Annotated in this window: 8 protein-coding genes; 7 read left to right on the plus strand and 1 reads right to left on the minus strand. The window is 71.5% G+C overall.

Annotation, left to right across the window (positions count from 1 at the left end):
• Positions 1-51: 51 nt before the first annotated feature.
• The 7 genes from ABTY15_RS25170 to ABTY15_RS25200 all read left to right on the plus strand — a co-directional run bounded on the left by ABTY15_RS25170 (position 52) and on the right by ABTY15_RS25200 (position 18,471).
• Positions 52-1,512 (plus strand): hypothetical protein, encoded by a 1,461-nt coding sequence (locus ABTY15_RS25170; RefSeq protein ID WP_350599578.1) that lies wholly within the window; start codon positions 52-54, stop codon positions 1,510-1,512.
• A complete protein-coding gene (locus ABTY15_RS25175; protein WP_350599580.1) occupies positions 1,509-6,143 on the plus strand; it encodes a DUF6603 domain-containing protein in 4,635 nt (1,544 codons plus the stop codon). Before ABTY15_RS25170 ends, ABTY15_RS25175 begins: the two co-directional genes overlap by 4 nt.
• A 28-nt stretch (positions 6,144-6,171) precedes the next feature.
• Positions 6,172-7,347 (plus strand): Kelch repeat-containing protein, encoded by a 1,176-nt coding sequence (locus tag ABTY15_RS25180; protein ID WP_350599582.1) that lies wholly within the window; start codon positions 6,172-6,174, stop codon positions 7,345-7,347.
• Positions 7,344-10,580, plus strand: coding sequence for a hypothetical protein (locus ABTY15_RS25185; protein WP_350599585.1), 3,237 nt, complete (start codon positions 7,344-7,346; stop codon positions 10,578-10,580). The genes ABTY15_RS25180 and ABTY15_RS25185 overlap by 4 nt, the downstream gene beginning before the upstream one ends.
• The gene (locus tag ABTY15_RS25190) at positions 10,577-15,883 is read left to right on the plus strand and encodes a hypothetical protein (protein WP_350599587.1); all 5,307 of its coding nucleotides are present in this window, start codon (positions 10,577-10,579) and stop codon (positions 15,881-15,883) included. The genes ABTY15_RS25185 and ABTY15_RS25190 overlap by 4 nt, the downstream gene beginning before the upstream one ends.
• Positions 15,876-17,684 carry a hypothetical protein gene (locus tag ABTY15_RS25195; protein ID WP_350599589.1) on the plus strand — a complete coding sequence of 603 codons (1,809 nt, stop codon included), beginning with the start codon at positions 15,876-15,878 and terminating at the stop codon, positions 17,682-17,684. Before ABTY15_RS25190 ends, ABTY15_RS25195 begins: the two co-directional genes overlap by 8 nt.
• Positions 17,685-17,820: 136 nt before the next feature.
• Entirely contained in the window at positions 17,821-18,471 is a 651-nt protein-coding gene (locus ABTY15_RS25200; RefSeq protein ID WP_350599592.1) for a dihydrofolate reductase family protein, read from the plus strand.
• Between the two features lie 256 nt (positions 18,472-18,727).
• Here the strand turns inward: ABTY15_RS25200 and ABTY15_RS25205 are convergent, their stop codons facing one another.
• A complete protein-coding gene (locus ABTY15_RS25205; protein ID WP_350599595.1) occupies positions 18,728-19,948 on the minus strand; it encodes an RNA-guided endonuclease InsQ/TnpB family protein in 1,221 nt (406 codons plus the stop codon).
• Positions 19,949-20,039: the final 91 nt, after the last annotated feature.

Raw genomic sequence — 20,039 nt, forward strand, 5'->3', positions numbered from 1 at the left:
CCGGTCTGGCGGGTGTACGTCCGGGGGGAGGGCGACGGCGTGCCGCGAACGGTGCTCGGCCTGACCACGCATGTCGTGGCCGCGCTTCCGACGGCCGCGACCTCGGGCCCGCCGTTCATCACCGCCGGGGCCAGCATCGAGACCAATCACCACGGGGGCCCGGGAAGCCTGGGGTGCTTCGCCCGGGACCGGAACGGCCGCCCTGTCCTGCTCTCCTGCTCGCACGTGCTGTTCCCCGGCTTCGAGGTCCTCGACGACATGTGGGTCTTCTCGCCCGAGTACAGCTCGTGCTGCTCCGGCGGAGACCGCGTCGGTCGACTGGTCGTCGACACGAACGTGAAGGCCCAGTCCACGGCGAGCGGGGACTGGGCCGGCGGATACCACGAGGGCACCTGGACGGGTGGGTTCAAGTGGGACGCGACGCGCCAGGCCAGCGAGACGGACTGCGCTGTGGCGACCCTCGCTCCCGGCGTCAGGTTCCACAACGTGTGGCAGGTCAAGACCGGTAGCACGGTGACCAGCATTCCGATCAAAGGTGCGGTCACCAGCGGACTGGGGATCGGCAAGGGCCCGGCGCTGGGCACCCTGCCGAGCCCCGAGCAGTACGTGCGCGTGTACAACGCGGTCAACGGCCGGCTCAAGTACGGAACGCTGGTGGGTCTGACGCCGACCGATCCCGTCGGCGACCCGGAGGGGATCCTCTGGATGGACAAGCGCGGGGACGAGTCGGACCGGACGGAAGGGATGCTGCCGACCTTCCGACAGTTCGTGATTCTTCCCCGGCCCACACCGGTCGCGGGCCAGTCCCTGGAGGACAGTTACCGCGGAGGCGAGAAGCTCTCCTTCCAGAAGGGCGACTCCGGCAGTGTGGTGATCAATCACCAGAATCTCGTCATCGGCATGATCATCCGGCACTGGGACATCCGGAGGAATCTGGGGATCGACCAGACCAGGCCGGAATTCGCCCACGTCGGCTTCTTCGGCGTGGCCACACCGATTCGCACGGTTCTCGATTACCTCCAAGTGGAGATTCCCGCCGTCGAGGAAGGCTGGTCCGGCACCGCGCCGAGCGCCGGAGAGGCGGTGCGCATCGGCCTGGCCGGGCGCGCGGGCGCCGATTTCGCGGCCCAGCGGCACGCCCTGGAACTCCTGCGTGCGGAGCTCAGGACCAGCGTCCGCGGGCGGCTGCTGCTGGGCAAGATCGCGCAGCACTCCAGCGAGGTGAGGAGGCTGCTCACTTCCGTGCGCCCCGTCGCCGCGGCCTGGCAGGCGGTGCAGGGAGCCGGGTTCTACCACCACTGCGTCCAGGGGATCCCGGAACCCGGGCACCGCCTTCCGGCCGCCGTCAACGGCATCACCCGCACCCAGGTGGCCGACACGATGCTGCCGCTGCTGGTCCGGCACGCCGGGCCGGAGCTGCGCCGTGATCTGGAACGGTACGGCCCGATGATCGTGGCGGCGCTGCTGGGAGTCGAGACCATGCAGGACGTGCCGAAGGCGCTCACCTCGTGAACGGCGAGCGCGGCACCCTCGAAGCGCTGGTCGGCCGGCTCACCGCGCTGCTGTCGCCGCTGACCGGTCTCACCCCGGGCGGGGCACGGCAGTTCCTCGCCGAGGTGGGTCTCCCGCTGACCGACGCCCAGGCCGCCTCCATCGCGCCGGCCCTGAGCAGTACCGCCGGCGCCGTCGGCTTCCTCGTGGAGCTGCTGCGTGACCTCCAGTCGGCGATCGACGCCGGGCAGTCGGCGGAGGTCCTGCGCCAGATCGCCCGGGCCGGGGGGCAGATCAATGCCGTCATCACCGGGTTCGACGGTCTGAAAGTCGCACTCACCGGACTGAACCTGCCCGGCGCCACGCCGATCCTCGCGAATCTCCCGGAGCGGCTGTTCAACCTGCTGGTGGCCCGGTTCCTGGGTCACGACTTCGGCGTCAACGAACTGCTGGAATTCCTCGGGATCCTGGTGCGTACGGACCGGAACGTCGGTCTCATCGACCCGCAGAAGCCGTTCTTCACCGAGAACGTCCTCCACCTGGACCGGATCGGCGGTTGGCTCCGCGAGCCGAACACCCAGTTGGGCGCTCTGTACGACTGGGGCGCCCCGGGCTTCGACGGGGTCAAGATCCTCACCGTGTTGGACCGGATCGCCTCCTCCGCCGGGCTGCCGGTGCTGTTCGACAAGACGGCCACGCCTCCCACCCTGGACCTGGTGTTCGCGTCGTTCGCACCGCGCACCGATCTCACCCCGCCCGGCCTGGCGCTGGAACTGCCCGAGGGGCTGACCAAGGGCACGGCCGAGCGCACCAGCGACCGGTGGACGCTCACCCTTCGGCTCGACACCGACGTTCCCGCGCACACCGCGCTCGTCCTCCAGCCCGGCGCGGCACACATCGAGCCCCCGGCCGGTACGACCGTGTCCGGGACCGCCGAGGTCGTGCACAGCTACCTCCGAGAGCCCGGCGATCCTCTGCTGCTGCTGTCGCTGCCCGGCGGGAGCCGGGTGTCCGTGGAGCAGGTGGACTCCGCGCTGCGGATCCGGGCCCTGCCGGACGGCAGGCTCGACGTCGAGATGCGGCTGCTGCTGCGGCGGGGCAGCGTGCTGATCACCCTGGACGGCGGCGACGGATTCCTCGCGAAGCTGCTGAAGGACGTCAGCATCGAGGGTGGCTTCGAGCTCGGTGCCCGGTTCACGCCGACCGACGGCCTGCGCTTCGAAGGCAGCGGAGGGCTGGAAGTGCAGCTCGCCTCACACGTGAACCTCGGCGCGGTCGACCTCTCCGCACTCACCCTGCTGCTCGGGGTGAAGGACAGCTCCTTCATTCTCGGACTCACCGCCGACGTGAAGGCAGCCCTCGGACCGATCCAGGCCGTCGTCCAGGGGCTCGGCACCGAGATCCCGCTCGACCTGGCACCCGGCGGCAAGGGGAACCTCGGGCCGGTCGACGTACGGCCCCGCTTCAAGGCGCCGACGGGTGTCGGGCTGTCCCTGGACCTCGACATCGTCAGCGGCGGCGGGTTCCTCTCCTTCGACCCCGACCGGGGGGAGTACGCGGGGGCGCTGGCGTTCCGACTCGCCGGCTTCATCGACGTCAAGGCGATCGGGCTGCTCTCCACCCGGATGCCGGACGGTTCGGCCGGCTTCTCACTGCTGATCATCCTGACCGCCGAGTTCGGCGGGATCGGCCTCCAACTGGGGTTCGGATTCACCCTGCTCGCGGTCGGCGGCCTGCTGGGCCTGCACCGCGGCATGAACCTCGGTGCCCTGGCGGAGGGCGTGCGGACCGGCTCCGTCGAGTCGGTGATGTTCCCCCGGGACGTGGTCGCCAACGCGCCCCGGATCCTCAGTGACCTGCGGTCCTTCTTCCCTCCGCAGCCCGGCACGTTCCTCGTCGGCCCGATGGCGAAGATCGGCTGGGGAACTCCCACCCTGATCAGTGTCTCCCTCGGGGTCATCGTCGAGATCCCCGGGAACATCGCGATCATCGGCGTGCTGCGGTGCATCCTGCCGGCCAAGGAGCTGCCGCTGCTGGTCCTCCAGGTGAACTTCGCCGGGGCGATCGAGTTCGACAAGCAACGCCTTTGGTTCTACGCCCAGTTGTTCGAGTCCCGCATCCTGTTCATGACCATCGAGGGCGGGATGGGCCTGCTCGTCGGCTGGGGCGAGGGGGATCTCGTCCTGTCGGTCGGCGGATTCCATCCGTCCTTCAAGCCGCCACCGCTGCCGTTCCCGATCCCACCGCGCATCTCGGTCGACATCATCCACCAGCCGTTCGCCCGCATCCGGGTGTCGGGCTACTTCGCCGTCACCAGTAACACCGCGCAGTTCGGTGCGCAGGCCGAACTCGCCCTGGGATTCGATGATTTCGGCCTCGAAGGCCACCTCAGCTTCGACGCCCTGTTCCGCTTCTCCCCCTTCGCGTTCGTCATCGACATCGCGGCCGACCTCGCCCTGAAGGCCTTCGGTGTCGGCCTCTTCGGCATCCACCTGCGGTTCCAGCTGGAAGGCCCCGCGCCATGGCGGGCGCGCGGTCGCGGATCGATCTCGCTGCTGTTCTTCGAGATCTCCGCGGACTTCGACCTGACCTGGGGCGAGGACCACAATCCCACCCTCCCGCCGATCGACGTCCTGGCGCTGCTCAGCGACGAGATCGGCAAGGTGGAAGGATGGCAGACCCGGCTGCCCACCGGTGGCACCGCCGCACTGGTCAATCTGCGCACGCTGTCCGGAACCGACGGGCTGGTCCTGCACCCGCTCGGCACCTTGTTCGTGCGGCAGCGCGCCGTCCCGCTGCACGTGCGGCTCGACCGGGTGGGTGCTCAGCACCCACGTGACGGCAAGCGGTTCAGCATCGCCCCGGCGCCCGACAGCGGCCTGGTCCAGGCCTCGGTCACCGGCGACCGGTTCGCCATGGCCCAGTTCCAGGACATGGACGACGCCGCGAAACTGTCCCGCCCGGCGTACGAGGAGCAGGACGCGGGCCTGGAACTGACCGCCGTGCAGGGGACTCTCGCCTCGGCCCGCGCCGTACGCCGCAGTGCCCGGTACGAGATGATCGTCATCGACAGCAAGGCACGGCAGACGGCTGCGGCGCAGACCGAGGACGCGGTCCGGACGCCGAGCACGGCCGCGGCCGCACCCGGGAAGAAGAAGCTCTGCCGGGTCAGTCCCGTCGTGTTCCAGAACCTGCTCCGCGGCAGCAGCACCAGCCGCTCGTCCCTGTCGCAGCACGAGGCGACCCTGCGTCAGCCCTTCGCCGCGGAGGACACACTCCAGTTGACGGGGCAGCGGTTCGTCGTCGCCCACAAGCGCAACAACCAGCGCGCGTTCTCGACCGGCACCGGCACCGGCGGACTCACCGGGACCGCCGGACTCACCGGCACCGCCGGACTCACCGGGACCCCGGCGAGCTTCCGCAGCCGGGCCGCGGCGGACGACGCGCTCGCCGGGATGGTGCAGGACGATCCGAATCTGGCCGACACGCTGCACGTCATCCCGGAGTCCGAGGCGGTCGGCTCCACCACCGTCTCGGGCGGCTGGAGCGTCACGGACACCGCTCCGGCCGCCTTCGGGACGGACTCCGCCGGCGACACCGCCGTGCTGTTGTCCGGCGGCCAGGTCCTGCTGGCCGGCGGCATCGACAGCGCCGGCCGGGCCCGCGTCGACTGCGCCCTGTTCGACCCCACGACCGGCAAGTGGAGCCCGGCGCACGCCCTGACCACCGCACGTCGTGCCCACACCCTCACCAAGGTCTCCGAGAACACCGCACTGGTCGTCGGCGGCCTGGCGGCGGACGGCTCCCCGGTGGGCACCGCCGAACTCTACGACCGGCTCCGGGACACCTGGTCCGCGACCACGGGGCAACCCGCCTCCCCCCGGTACGGACACTCCGCCACGGCACTACCGGGCGGCAAGGTGCTCGTCGCCGGAGGTACGGGGATCACCGCCCGCCGGCCGTCCGCCCTGGCGTCGGCGGAACTGTACGACCCCGACGGCGGCACCTGGGCGTCCGCCAAGCCGATGACCGAAGCGCGCACCGGGCACCAGGCCGTACTGCTGCACGACGGCCGGGTCCTCGTCGTCGGCGGCGCGCTGTTCAACGGGGCGGGCTGGGCTTCCCTCGCCTACTGCGAGCTGTACGACCCCGCCACGGGCACCTGGACGCCCACCGGCAGCCTCGCCACGGCCCGGACCGGCCACCGGGCGACCCTGCTGCCGAACGGCGTGGTCCTGGTCACCGGTGGCGACGCCCCCACCGGGCGCCCGGGCCGCACCTACCGGGCCGGCGCGCTGGACTCCGCCGAGACCTACGACCCGGCGACCGGGGTGTGGACCCCGATCACTCCCATGCCCGGCGGGCGCGGCCGCCACCGCGCCGTGCTGCTGCCGACCGGCAAGGTGCTGGTCGTCGGCGGAACCGGCGGTCCCCGCCGCCACGTCGGCTACCGCGACGCCGTCACGTACGACCCGGACACCGGCAGGTGGAGCGGTACCGGGGGACTGGCCACCGGCCGGTGGGACTTCGCCGCCCTGGTCCTCGCCGACGGGCGGGTGCTGGCCGTCGGCGGCCGCACCCTGACCGGGCTCGCGGCGCCCGATCAAGGACAGGACGTCCTGACGGACGCCGCCGAGATCTTCACTCCATGAACGCACCGACGAGGAAGGGTTCGCGGCGATGACCAGCCCCACTTTGGCAGCCACCGGGCAGTGGAAAGCGACCGGGGCGTTGCCGTCGGCCGCCGGCTGGTACGGCCAGCACGACAGCGCCGTCGTGCTGACCGACGGCCGGGTCCTGGTCGTGGGCGGCGCGGACGGCTCGGCGGCGGCGCTCGCACAGGCCGCCCTGTACGACCCCACCACGAAGAAGTGGGCCGCCACGGCCGGTCTGCAGACCCCGAGACGGCTGCACACCGCAACCAGGCTCTCCGACGGCAAGGTCCTCGTCACGGGCGGCATCAGCGGGTCGGCACAGTTCCCGTCACCCGGGCTGGCCGCGGCCGAGATCTACGACCCGACCGCCGGCACCTGGTCCGCCGCCGCCGGCATGCACACGCCCCGGTGGGGGCACAGCGCCGTCCTGGTCGGCAAGCAGGTCCTCGTCGCGGGCGGGACCACGCCGCGCTCCGCCCAGTCGGTCAGGGCACTGAACTCCGCCGAGCTGTACGACCCCGAGCACAACACGTGGACCGAGGCGGAGCCGATGACCGACGCCCGGAGCGGCCACCCCGCCGTGGTGCTGGCCAACGGCCGTGTCCTCGTCATCGGGGGCACCGTACCGACGGCCCGCGACGAGGACACGGCGCTGACCTACTGCGAGCTGTACGACCCCACCACGAAGAAGTGGACCCCGACCGGCGGCCTCGGCGTGCCGCGCGCCCGTCACCAGGCGACCGTGCTCTCAGGGGGCGCCAGTGTGCTGGTCACCGGCGGCCGTGCGCCGGGCGGGCCCGGCGACGGCACGTTCGACCCCTTCAGCCGGGCGAGCGCCGAGCTGTACATCCAGGACACCGGCCAATGGACCGCCGTGCCCGACATGCCCGGCGGGCGCGCCCTGCACCGCGCCGTCGCGCTCGGCGCCTCGAAGGTCCTCGTCATCGGCGGCAGCGACAACGTACGCGACGACGTCGGGTACGCCAGCGCCCTCGTCTTCGACGTCGGCACCGGCAGCTGGACGACGGCGGCAGGTCTGGCGACGGGCCGGTGGGCGTTCGCGGCCGCGGCCCTGTCGGACAAGCTCGTGCTCGTCGCCGGCGGTGCCGTGCGATCGGGGCTGGCCGCGGCGAAGCCCGGCGCGGAGGAACTGACCACCGGCTCGGAACTGTTCGACGCCGACGCGACGGGCACGCCGTGACCTCCAACGCCTACACGTTCCTGCCCTGGCTGCGCTCCGGGATCGCCACGAGGATCACCACCGACCCGGGGACCGCGTCCCGGGCCGTCGTACCGGTCGCCCTGCGGGTCACCGGTGAACCCCTGACCGGGACCGTCCCGCTCAGCCGTGACGTCAGCAAGACGGTGCAGCTGTACGGGCCGGGCGACGTCATCGGCGTGGATCCCCGGGCGATCTCCCGTACGGAGCCGCGGCCGTGGATCACGAACGTCGAGCCCAACTACCTCGCCCACATCGAGTTCTACGACGAGGACTTCCCCTGGCGGTACAGTCCCGCGGCGCCCGATGCCACGACCCGACGGCTGCGGCCCTGGCTCGCGCTGGTCGTCCTCGCCGGCGGTGAGGACTCGCGGGTGGGCCCCGACGCGGAGTTCGAGGACGGCAAGGCCGCCGGGCGTCCACTGCCCTTCATCACCGTCGCCGCACCAGCAGCTCTGCCGCCGGCCGGAGAACTGGGCGCCTGGGCGCACGTGCACGTCAACGGCTCCCTGGACACACCGGTGGCCTCCGACGACATGCCCGGGGTGCTGTCCGCCCTCGGCCGGGTCCTGCGGGAGAACGCCGACCAGGCGTGCGCCCGACTGATCTGCCCGCGCCGCCTCTCTCCCCTCACCGGCTACCACGCCTTCCTGGTACCGGCGTTCGAGACCGGCCGGCTGGCGGGCCTGGGGCTGGACCCGTCCCGTTCCCCGGGCGCCCTGCACCCCGCCTGGGGAACGGCCTACCCGGGTCAGGAGGCGGCCGGGCAGCTTCCGTACTACCACCGGTGGTTCTTCTCGACGGGCAACGCGGGCGACTTCGAGTACCTCGTGCGCCTGCTGGATCCCACCAAGCCACTGGATCCGAGTGTCTGCCGCCGCGACATCGACGTGCACCGCAGCCAGGGCCCCCTGGTGCCCGGCATCACCGTCCCGCCGGAACTCGGCGGGGTGCTGAAGCTGGGCGGTGCCCTCCAGCAGCCCGAGCGGGTCAGCGACAACTACGACAACTGGGACGACCTCCAGCACCTCGGCTTCACCTATCCGCATCCGTTCCAGCGGGCCCTGGCGGGCGTGATCAACCTCGCCGACGACTACCTGACGAAGGCTCCGGCCGCCGCTCACACCGCCCTCGCCGCCTCCGTCTCCGAGGAGGCCGGACCGGCCGCCGCGACGGCCGACCCGATCATCACCCCACCGCTGTACGGACGCTGGCACGCGCCCGCCTCGCGCCTGCTGACGGAGCGCGACGGCAGCCCGGTCCCGCACAACCGTGACTGGGTGCACAAGCTGAACCTCGACCCCCGCTACCGGGTCGCGGCGAACCTGGGCGCCGACGTGGTGCGCAAACGGCAGGAGGAGTTCATGGCGGCCGCCTGGGCCCAGGTCGGCGAGGTCCTCGGTGCCAACGCCCGGATCCGGGCCGCGCAGCTGGCCCGAGAGGTGGGGGCCGTGCTGCACGGCAGGCACCTGGCCCCGCCGCCCGCGGCCACCCGGGCGACCACGCCCGCCGTGCCGTCCGGCCGGGCCCTGACCCTGACCGCGCCGGCCCATTCGCGGGTGGTCACGCGTCTGCCGGACCCACCGGCCGGAGCCGGCACACGGGCCGCCGACGGCGCGGCGAGCGAGTCGGACGAACGGATCGCGGTCGGGTTCCGGGTATCGCGGAGCCGGGTGACCGCCGCGCCCCTCTCCGCCACGATGCGGCGCATCACCCGGCCGGGGTCGCGGCTGATGCGTACGCTGCCGTTCACCGAGCAGCGGCCGCCGCACGCGCTGGTACCGAGGATCGACGCGGATTCCGACGGGGTCACCGCCGCCGCGCCCAAGGCGGTGCCGGCCGCCGTGGTCACGCCCGCCCAGCTGGACCGGGTGCTCCATCCCGCGCCGCCGGTCCCGCCCGCGGCCGCGAGCGCCGCGGGCACCGATCCGGCGGACCAGCTGCCGACCAGCGAGAACTTCCTCCTGACCCTTCCCGGTGACCCGTTCGTCCCCTCCGCCGGCGGTCTGGAGGACAGCCCCGAGGCCAAGGCGTTCAAGAAGGCGCTCCACGAGCTCTACGAGGGATGGACCGACGCCTCGCTGGGCGGCCGGAGCGATTCGAGGCGCCCGCTGAACGTCCCCGGCACCACCGACGCGATGCTGGCCGGGCTGCGCGCCGACACGACCGTGCCGAGGAGCCTGCTGAGCTCGGTGAAACTGCCGCAGCGGCTGGCGCCGTTCGCCGAGAAGTTCCTGGAAGCCATGGCCTACCCGGTCCTGGACATGCCCATGTACGAGGCCCTGCTGGACCAGTCGGTGGACCTGTTCGTGCCGAACCTCAACCGGGTGGCGCCGAACTCGATCACCCTGCTGGACACCGACCAGGCGTTCATCGAGGCCTATCTCGTGGGGCTCAACCACGAGATGGCCCGTGAGCTGCTGTGGCGTGAGTACCCCACCGACCAGCGGGGCACGCCGTTCCGGCAGTTCTGGGACGTCCGCGCGGTCCCGGCGCGGCCCGGTGAGAGCGCCGGGAAGCGCCGGGAGCGGCTGTACGACATTCCGGCGATCGCCACCTGGGATCAGGGGTCCGAGCTCGGGGCGCACGACCACCGCGCCACGGGGGCGCAGGAGAACCGACTGGTGCTGGTCATCCGGGGCGAGCTCCTGAAGAAGTACCCGAACGCGGCCGTGTACGCCCACCGGGCCCGCTGGGACCCGAGCGACGCCCACCCCGACCCCACCAGAGAACGGGTCCCGGTCGAGCTGGTCGACGAGGCGAACCCCTCGCTCGCCGAGATCCGGCTGCCGCTGTACGAGGCGAAGGTCGCCCCCGACATCTACCTGCTGGGCTTCGACCTGACCTCGAAGGTGGCGAAGGGCGAGCAGCCGCCGGGCAGCGCAGGCTGGTTCTTCGTCATCAAGGAGCGTCCCGGAGACCCCCGGTTCGGTGCGGACATCGGCCCCGCCACTCGCGTGGAGGTGTGGAACGACCTGGCCTGGCCGGACATCGACCCCCGGAACAGCGGATTCATCCGGCTCGACGGCGACACCCAGCCCGTGGTCCTCAAGGAGTTCGACCAGCCCGCGGACGACGCGGAGAAGCAGGACCAGCACGTCGAGGACCTGTCCCTCCCGCTCTGGCACGCCGGCCTCAGCTCCGCCGACATCGCCTACATCCTCTACCAGGCGCCGGTGCTGATGGCCGTGCACGCCCAGGAGATGCTGCCGTGACCCCTTCCGACCTGCGCGCCGCGCTCCCGCTCAGCGACGACTTCCCGGTACTGCTGGGACCGGTGCGGCTGGAGACCCGCTTCACCGCGACCGAACTGCTCGTACGGGTCTTCCCCGACGAGTGGGCGATCGACAAGTTCGAACCCCGCCCCACCGCGGCCGAGGTCGGCGCGCTCGACGCCTACTGGATCGCCCTGTGGCGTGCGGGGGGCAACGCCGCGGCCGAGCAGGCCGCATGGCGGGAGCTGACCGGCCGGATCCCGGCCGGTCGTGCGAACTGGCTGCTCCAGAGCCGCCGCCCGGCCAATCCGGACGAGCAGCCCCACGACGTGCCGCCCGAGAACACCGTGCTGGTGGTCCTCAGCCCGCAGCCCGTGGCCGCGGCCGACCGGCCGCCGACGGTCACCTACTGGACCGCGGTCTGGCGGGCGCACGGGGACCGGAAGCTGATCCAGACCGCCGACGTGCAGCTGATCGCGGCGGTCGGCGCCGCTCGCGCCGACGCCATCCGGCGCCGGCGCCCGATCGGCCTGGACAGCGCCCCCGCGGGCGCCGGGGACGGCGTCGTCATCGCCTTCCTGGTGCTCGCGCCGCCCGCCGCGGCGGATGTCGCCCCCCGTTCGTGGACCCAGGCGGCGCGGGCCCAGCTGCTGCCCGACCAGTTCACCGTGCTCGGATTCGTCGGAGGCGAGCAGGTGTTCTCCGCACCCGGCAAACCGGTGCCGCCCTCCTTGGCGGTGAGTCCGGACCCGGGCTCCACCGACAAACCCAAGGTCGACAAGAACACCGGGGAACTGCACATCCCGGCGGAGCTGAGCTGGCTGACCGACTTCAAGGCCGCGGTCGACGTCGGCATGGGGGTGGCGATCCCGCTCGACGACCACATCCGCGACGGCGTCGACCGGCTGATCGTGTTCGGTGTGCGCCAGAACAGCACCCCGCAGCAGTCCGCGGCCGACTTCGCCGACCTGATCACCCGCCAGCTGCGCAGTCCCGCCGGATTCGCGCTGCTCCCGCAAGGCACGCCGACCAACAACAGCGAGCAGGCGCCCGCCGGCCAGGATCCCCGCCCGGAGGCCGACGCGGTGCTGCGGACGGCCTCCGGACTGCGCCCCCTGGACGCGACCGGCGACTGGACCGCCAAGACCGACGGGCAGTGGTTCGCGGAGTACCTCGGGATCGACCCCGCCGTGCTCGCGGGGGTGGCCAACGCGGACCGGACCGACCAGCGCGACGCGCGCGCCGCGAACACCGCGCTGTGGCCCGCGACCTGGGGCTCGTACCTCCAGACCATGATGCATCCGGTCGTTCCCGCGCAGGTGGTGGCCGAGACCCGCGAGTTCTTCGTCCGGCACGTGTCGGGCCGCGGCCCGATCCCGGCGGTCAAGATCGGACGGCAGCCCTACGGCATCCTGCCCACCACGGCCCTGTCCCGGCTGGTCCTGCCGACCTCGGCGCACCGGCGCGAGCTGAACAAGCTGCTCACCGCCGCCGCGCAGGACTGGCAGGCCGCTGCCGCGCACGTGGAGTACCTGGGCAAGCACACCGACGACCCGCATCAGCAACTGCTCGACATCCTGGCACTGCACCCCACCTCCGCCGAGTACTACCAGCGGTACGCCCAGAGCGTCGAGGACATCTTCAACCGCGAGAACTTCCGCAGCAACGGCCCGCAGGTGCTGCCTGCCCTGGAGGACCGTCTGCACATGCCCCAGCCGATCCGCGCCCTGCTGGCCCGGCTCGGCCTCACCGCCGCGGGGACGCCCGACCCCGACGTGATCCGCCGCCTGTTCGCGGAGGAGCAGCACCCCCTGCTGGGACCGCTCGTCGACGACCGGCCGCTGTCGGAGACCGAAACCGTCCGCGGCTACCTCCCGGACGGCCGCAACTACCTGAAGTGGCTGGCCGACAACGCGGGCCGGTCCCTGGAGACCATCCGGCTGGAGGAGGGATTCACCGCCGGCCGCCCGCCGGCCGCGCTGCTGTACCTGCTGCTCCGCCACGCCGTGCTGCTCGGCTGGGAGGAGGCCGCGCGCAAGCTGGCGGCCGAAGCGAGCGAGACCGTGTCGGCCGCGGACCCCCTGTTCATCCACATCAGGAACACCGTTCCCGCCCAGCCGAGCGAGAGCCGCTTCCGCAAGCTGTACTCCCCCGATCCCGCCATCACCACCGACCCCGACCAACTGGTGGTGGACTTCATCGGCTCACTCACCGGCCCCCATGACGCGACCACCCAGCTGATGGAGCAGGTACGGGCCCTCGAACTGCTGGCGGACGTGCCCACCGCAGCCCTGGAACGGGTGATGGCCGAGCACCTGGACTGTGCCTCCTACCGGCTGGACGCCTGGCGGCTCGGACTGGCCAACGAACGCCTCAGTGAGCTGCGCTTCGGCTCCGACGGCACCTCGGCACCGCGGCGCGGCCTCCACCTCGGCGCCTACGGATGGCTGGACGACATCAAGCCGCGGACACCCGCGCTCACTCCGGTGCAGCTGACCGGCAGCCTCGCCGCGCTCTTCACGCCGAACGGATCGACCCCGCTGCTGCACGACCCCCACAACGGCGGCTACGTACACGCTCCGTCACCCGCCCACGCCACCACCGCCGCGGTGCTGCGGGCCGGGTACGTCGCCAACGCCACACCCGACAACCCCGGAACCTTCGCCGTCAACCTGAGTTCCGAGCGCGTCCGGGTCGCGCTGAGCCTGCTGGACGGGCTGCGCCAGGGCCAGTCCCTGGGGGCGCTGCTCGGCTACCGGTTCGAACGCGCCCTGCACGACCGGCACAACGATGTCGAGCTGGACAAGTTCCTGCCGGCGCTGCGCGGTGCGTTCCCGCTCCGGTCCGGGCGGCTGTCGGCCGTCGACTCCGCGCATCCCGTGGAGCTGATCGAGGCCCGCAACGTCGTGGACGGCCTCGCCCTGGTACGCCGTGCGACCCGGGAACCGGCCTTCCCGGAGTACCCGTTCGGCGCCTCGGCCATGCCGGAGGCGAGCGAGCCCGAACGACAGGCGATGAACGCCGAGGTACAACGGCTGCTCGACATCCATGACGCACTGGCCGACCTGGCCGTGGCCGAAGCCACCCACCAGGTGCTGTCGGGCAACACGGAAAGGGCCGGGGCGACGCTCGACGCGTACGCCAAGGAGGGGTTCCCGCCCGACCCGGCGGTGGTGCGCACCCCGCGCGGCGGCGTCACCCTGACCCACCGCCTGGGTCTGAAGCTGACCAGCGGCCTGCACCCGGACCACGGCGCCGGTGTGCTCCGCGGCAACGGCCCGCGGGCCCAGGCCGAGCCCGCTGTCAACGCCTGGCTGCCGACGCTGCTGCCGACCCAGATGAACGTCGCCGTCCGGGTCACCTGGGTGGATCCGGTCGACGGCCAGGAACGCAGCCGCACCGTCACCCAGTTCGACCTGCAACTCCAGCCGCTCGACATGCTGTGGGGGGTGCGGCTCGGCGACGAGGCCGTGGCGAAGGACCCGGTGAACGGAGTCGTTCCGGCCGGCGACACGGTCGACCGGATCCGCGCGACGACCGACCTGGACGACCGGATCATCGGCTTCGTCATCGCCAAGGACCAGCCCCGGCCGGACGCGAAGCTGATCATCCGGCACACCGAGCCGATCGCCGACAAGGTCACCTTCTTCGAGGTCGCGCCGCTCATCGCCGCACTGCGGACACTGCTGACCACCGCACGGCCACTGCGCCCCTCGGACCTGGTCCCCGGCGCCGGTACCCAGCAGGTCGACCGGGCCGGCGATGACGCGGTGTCCCTGCCCCGGGAACGGCCCGCCGCCGTCCGCGCCTCCCTGGACCAGCTCCGCCAGGACACAGCCGCCTATCTCGGCTCCCTGGCGCCGCTGTTCCCCGCTCCGCCGGCCGCACCGAACCGTGCGGCGGTCCTCAGCGGGATCGACTCCTTCCTGACCGGGTACGCCGACCTCGTCGTCACGGCCGGCGGATTCGGCCTGGTGCGCGGCGGCTGGGGCGAACTGGCCCGGTGGCGGCGCGCCGTGTACTCCGACGTACAGACGGCGGTCCGGCTCACCGCCGACCGCATGAAGAAGACACTCGACGCGGCGGACGCCCTGATCGCCACCTACGACCGGCTGCCCGCGTCGACGACCTCGGACACCCGGTTCCGGCTGCTCCAGCAGGCCGAGTGGCTCCTCACCACCCGGCCGACCACTCCCCGGCCGGCACAGCCCGCACAACTGCGCTCCATCGTCGGCACCCGGCGCACCGCGTTCAACACCCGCCTCCAGGCCCTGCGCAACGTGGCGAGGACGACGACGAAGACACTGAGCGGACTGTTCACGGAGGTCGCGGCGCTGCTGCCGCTGACCGAGTTCGACCCGACCGGACTGGACCTCACCCCGTTCCAGGACCGGGCCGTCGCCTTCGGAGCCGACCTCCTGCACCGGGCCCAGACCCTGCACGGCGAGGTCACCGGCCGGCTGTCCGACGCCGACAAGGCGCTGGCCGCGTACGACCAGGCGATGACCGGGCCGGACCGGGTACTCGCCGCGACCGAGGCACTCCAGGCGATGCTCGGCGAGGACGTACTCCTGGTACCCGAGTTCACGGCCACCGATCAGCTCACCGGTGACTGGAAGAAGGCACGGGGCGACAGCACCAAACTGCTGCGCCACCTCACCCAGGACTTCAACCGCGACTTCCCGGTCGACGACTGGGTCCACGGCATCGCCCGCGTCCGGAACAGGCCGCGCCAGTGGGAGCAGGCCGTCATCCTCGCGGACGCGCTGCGCGGCCCCAACGGCGGCCTTCTCAGTGATCTCCCCGGCTGGCAGGAGCCGGACCTGGTTCCGATCCAGCTGCCCTACCAGCAGGGCGACACCTGGCTCGGCATGGAGTTCGCGACCGGCGCCGTCATCGACCAGGACCGGCTCCTGTTCACCGCCCACTACGCGCCCGAGTCGCTGCTGCCCGGGAACCAGCACTGCGGGCTGCTGTTCGACGAATGGACCGAGGTGATCCCCGCGCAGAGCGAGACCACCGGCATCACGTTCCACTACGACGGCCCGGATTCCGAGCCGCCGCAGGCCATGCTTCTCGTCGTCCCCCCGGCTCGGACCGGCAGCTGGAACAGCGACGACCTGGTCGCGGCGATCGGCGAGACCCTGGACCTGGCCAAGACCCGTGCCGTCGAGCCGGAGCACCTGGACACATCCGCGTACGCGCACCTGCTGCCGGCGACGGTGATGTCGGCGACCCGGCGGCCGATCACCATCAGCACCGACCTCTCCATCTCCAACCTGCGCTGGAAGACCCATGGCTGAGCCGCCCCGCATCAAGGACCTGCGCTCCGCGCTGGACACCCGCGCGTTCCCGACCGTCGGCTTGTGGAACCGCCTCGAAGGCCGACCGCGTACCACCGAGTTCGACCGCGCGCTCCGCGCCGAGGTCCGCGACCCGCTGTGGATGCTCAGCCGGCAGTGGCAGCTCGGCGAGTTCCGCGGAGCGGACGCGGGCTCGCCGGTCACCGCGATGTACTCGGTGGCCGCCGCCACCCCGAGCCGGTTCCGGCCGGCCGGGAGCACGACCGAGAGCCTGCCCGCCGACCGGCCGATGGAGACCGTCGCCGAACGGCGGCCGCTGCCGTTCGCGGCCGGCGACGACCGGGTCTCCTTCGACCTGCGTCTGGCCATCGGACGCCGCTGGCTCAAACTGCTCGGACTCCAGCCGGGGCTGAAGCATCTGCGCGGCGCCTACATCACCCGCTACCCGGTCCAGCGGCCCGACCGCGACAAGGACGCGGACGCCCCACGGGTCGCCCACCCCGAGGTGTGGTCGACCCTCCAGGCCGTGCAGGGGCGCCGGATGGACGGGTACGAGCTCTACCGGCACCTGAAGGTGGAGAACGGGCACGCCTGGGACGGCATCACCGGTGTCTTGGTGCTGCGCGACCAGCTGGACAGTCTCGGTGCCCGGCTCGTCGCCTGGTTCGACGAGCTGATCGACCAGCCCCACGGTGACGGCACATGGGACGCGACCCGGTTGGAACACCGGTTCTCCGTCTCCGCTGCCGCGCCCGACGGGGGTGAGAAGGTTCTGACCTCCCCGGAGTACCCAGGGGGACACCTGGACTGGCATGCCTTCTCGATCGATCCGACAGGCCCGCTCGGCGGCCCCGTCCCGGTCCCCGAACAGGTCACCCGGAACGTGTTTCCCGCACCGGTCCGCTACTCGGGCATGCCGCTGCCGCGGTGGTGGGCGGTGGAGGACGGGCGGACCAACTTCGCCGCCGTTCAGCCCGACAGCACCGACCTCGCCCGGCTGGTCTTCCTCGAGTTCGCGCTCGTCTTCAGCAACGACTGGTACCAGGTGCCCTGTGACCTGCGGGCGGGTGTGCTGGCATCGGTCCGCGGCCTGGCGGTCACCGACGTCTTCGGCCAGCGGCAGTGGATCAAACCTGCGGGAGCGGGCCAGGACGAGGACTGGCAGCGCTGGTCGATGTTCACCCTCGACACCCTCGGCACCGAGGACGTCGCCGCCGACACCAGCCTCTTCCTGCCGGCCAGCGTGCCGAAGGTCGCCGAGGGGCCGGTACTGGAGGAGGTCCTGCTGATCCGCGACGAGAACGCGAACATGGTCTGGGGCCTGGAGCAGACGGTCCGGCTGCCGACCGGAGAGCCGCGCCGGGGCAGCGAGGTGGCCGCGGAGATCCTCGCCCACCGGATGCGTCTGCGCCCCGCACCCGCACCGGACTCCGCCACGGCGCCCATCTCCTACCGGCTGATGAACTCCGTCCCCGACAACTGGCTGCCCTTCATCGCCGCCCATGTCCCCGGCGGCAACCGTGCCATCAGACTCCAGCGCGCCCAGATGCTCAGCCCGGTCGACGGCAAACCCGTCACCCCCCGTACGAGTCTGCTGCGCGAGGGTCTCGACGACGGGAACCCGTACTTCATCAACGAGGAGGAAGTCACCCAGGCCGGAACCAGGATCGCCGTGGCCTTCAACCGCACCCGCTGGCAGAACGGCCGTGTGGCGGTCTGGCTCAGCGCCCAGCGCGGCCTCGGCCGCGGCGAGGGCTCCAGCGGGCTGGCCTTCGACACCATCGTCACCGGCGCCCCTTAGGGCGTGTCTTTCGGAGCCATGAGGTCGAGGACGGCGAGGACACCGGGTGGCCCGGTTTTCGAGCGGTCGTGGATACGGCGATGAGTTTTCCCGGCCCGGAGAGTCCTACCGTTGTCCGACACCACTGGAGGAACACATGGCTCAGCTCTTACGAGTGCAGAACTTCAACGTCTCGAGCGACGGCATCGGTGCCGGTCCCGATGCGAACCAGAGCTTCGAGAGTCCGTTCGGCCTTGCCGGTCCCGAGCGGCTGTTCGCCTGGGCCGGCGCCACGGCGAGCTGGCCGATGCGCACGGATCCCGGGGGCAGCCGGGGCCTCGACGACCACTTCACCCGGGACTACGCGCGCAACATCGGCGCCGAGATCATGGGGCGCAACAAGTTCGGGCCCCAGCGCGGGCCCTGGCAGGACCACGAGTGGCGCGGCTGGTGGGGTGACGAACCGCCGTTCCGCACGCCGGTGTTCGTCATGACCCACCACGAGCGCCCCTCGTTCACGCTCTCCGACACCACCTTCCACTTCGTCGCCGGCGACCCGGCCACCGTCCTCGACCAGGCGCGAGAGGCGGCGCAGGGCAAGGACGTCCGACTCGGCGGCGGGGCCACCACCATCCGCCAGTTCCTCGACGCCGACCTCGTCGACACCCTGCACGTGGCGGTCTCCCCGGTGAAACTCGGCTCCGGCGTCCGGCTCTGGGAGTCACCCGACGAACTGCGCGACCGGTTCCACCTGGAGGTCGTCCCCAGCCCGAGCGGCGTGACGCACCACCTGTTCTGGCGGAAGTGACCGGCCCTCAGGGCGGCCCCGGTCGGCTGTCTGCCACCCGGGGCCGCCCTGAGGCGGGCCGTCGAGGCGTATCCCGGGCGGTCAGTCGGCCGTGACGGGCCGAGCCGTCCGCTCCTTGACCCGTTCGGACCGGACGATGCCGGGCGGGTGCTTCGAATGGAGCCGCGCCCGGGCGGATGGGGAGGCGGCAGCAGGCAGGGCGGGCGATAGTCACGTGCTTGACATCCTCCCCGGCCCTGAAGGACGGGGATTCCCCTCAGCCTCGCGGCTGAGCCGCTGCGCGGGAGCGCTGCGGTGGGACGACTTCCTGCTTCACCGACGACTGCCCGCCCGGAGTGCTCCGTTGAGGTCTTACACCGTCTCCACAGGCTGCAACCGCCAGTCCGGCGGCCAGAAGGTTGCGGGCTGCGTTCACGTCCCGGTCGTGGGTCGTTCCGCAGCCGCACGTCCAGGTGCGGACGTTCAGCGGCATCCTCCCGGTGAGGGTGCCGCAGGTGGAGCACAGCTTGGAGGAGGGGAAGAAGCGGTCGACAACGACCAGCTCCCGGTTGTACCAGTCGGCCTTGTACTCCAGCATGGACCGAAGTTCGGCCCAGCTCGCGTCCGCGATGGCTCGGGAGAGCCGCCGGTTCTTGAGCATGTTCCGGACGGTCAGGTCCTCGATCACGATCGTTTGGTTCTCACGAACGAGTCGAATGGTGAGCTGGTGCAGGAAGTCCCTGCGCCGGTCGGCGATCCGGGCATGTGTCCGGGCGACCTTGAGTCGGGCCTTGGCCCGGTTGTTGGAGCCCTTGGCCTTGCGGGCAAGGTCGCGCTGGGCCTTGGCGAGGCGTTCGCGGTCCTTGCGCTCATGCCTCGGGTTGGCGATCTTCTCTCCGGTGGAGAGCGTCACCAGGCTGGTGATACCGGCGTCGATGCCGACCGCCGCGTTCACGGGATCGGGCATGGTCGGCCGGTCGTCGCACAGCATGGAGACGAACCAGCGCCCTGCCGCGTCCTGCGACACGGTCACGGTGGACGGCACCGATCCCTCGGGCAGCGGCCTGGACCACACGATGTCCAGCGGCTGGTCCATCTTGGCCAGCGTGAGATTGCCGTCCCGGAAGCGGAACGCCGAACTGGTGTACTCGGCGGACTTGCGGGACTTCTTACGGGACTTGAACGTCGGGTACTTCGCCCGCTTGGTCCAGAAGTTGGCGAACGCCCCTTGCAGATGCCGGAGCGTCTGCTGCAACGGAACGCTGGACACCTCACAGAGGTAGGCCAGTTCCTCCGTCTTCTTCCACGCCGTCAGCATCGCCGACGTGGCGTTGTAGTTGACCCGTTCCTGGCGCAGCATCCACGCCTCGGTGCGGGCCTGGAGCGCCATGTTGTAGACCTTCCGCACGCACCCGAACGTGCGCGACAGCTCAGCCGCCTGCGCCTCGGTCGGGTAGAAGCGGCACTTGAACGCCCGCTTCACGTGTGTGGTCGCCATGGATCACAAACTAGCACCGCTGTTTGTAATAGCGTGACTGATCATCACTTCCCCAGACACCGCACAGTCTTGATGGCAGCTCGGCTATCCC

Source organism: Kitasatospora sp. NPDC097643 (assembly GCF_040302625.1).
Classification (GTDB): Bacteria; Actinomycetota; Actinomycetes; order Streptomycetales; family Streptomycetaceae; genus Kitasatospora.

Coding starts and splice junctions, on each gene's coding strand:
- ABTY15_RS25180 (WP_350599582.1), top strand. CDS start 6,172: ATGACCAGCCCCACTTTGGCAGCCACCGGGCAGTGGAAAGCGACCGGG.
- ABTY15_RS25195 (WP_350599589.1), top strand. CDS start 15,876: ATGGCTGAGCCGCCCCGCATCAAGGACCTGCGCTCCGCGCTGGACACC.
- ABTY15_RS25200 (WP_350599592.1), top strand. CDS start 17,821: ATGGCTCAGCTCTTACGAGTGCAGAACTTCAACGTCTCGAGCGACGGC.
- ABTY15_RS25205 (WP_350599595.1), bottom strand. CDS start 19,948: ATGGCGACCACACACGTGAAGCGGGCGTTCAAGTGCCGCTTCTACCCG.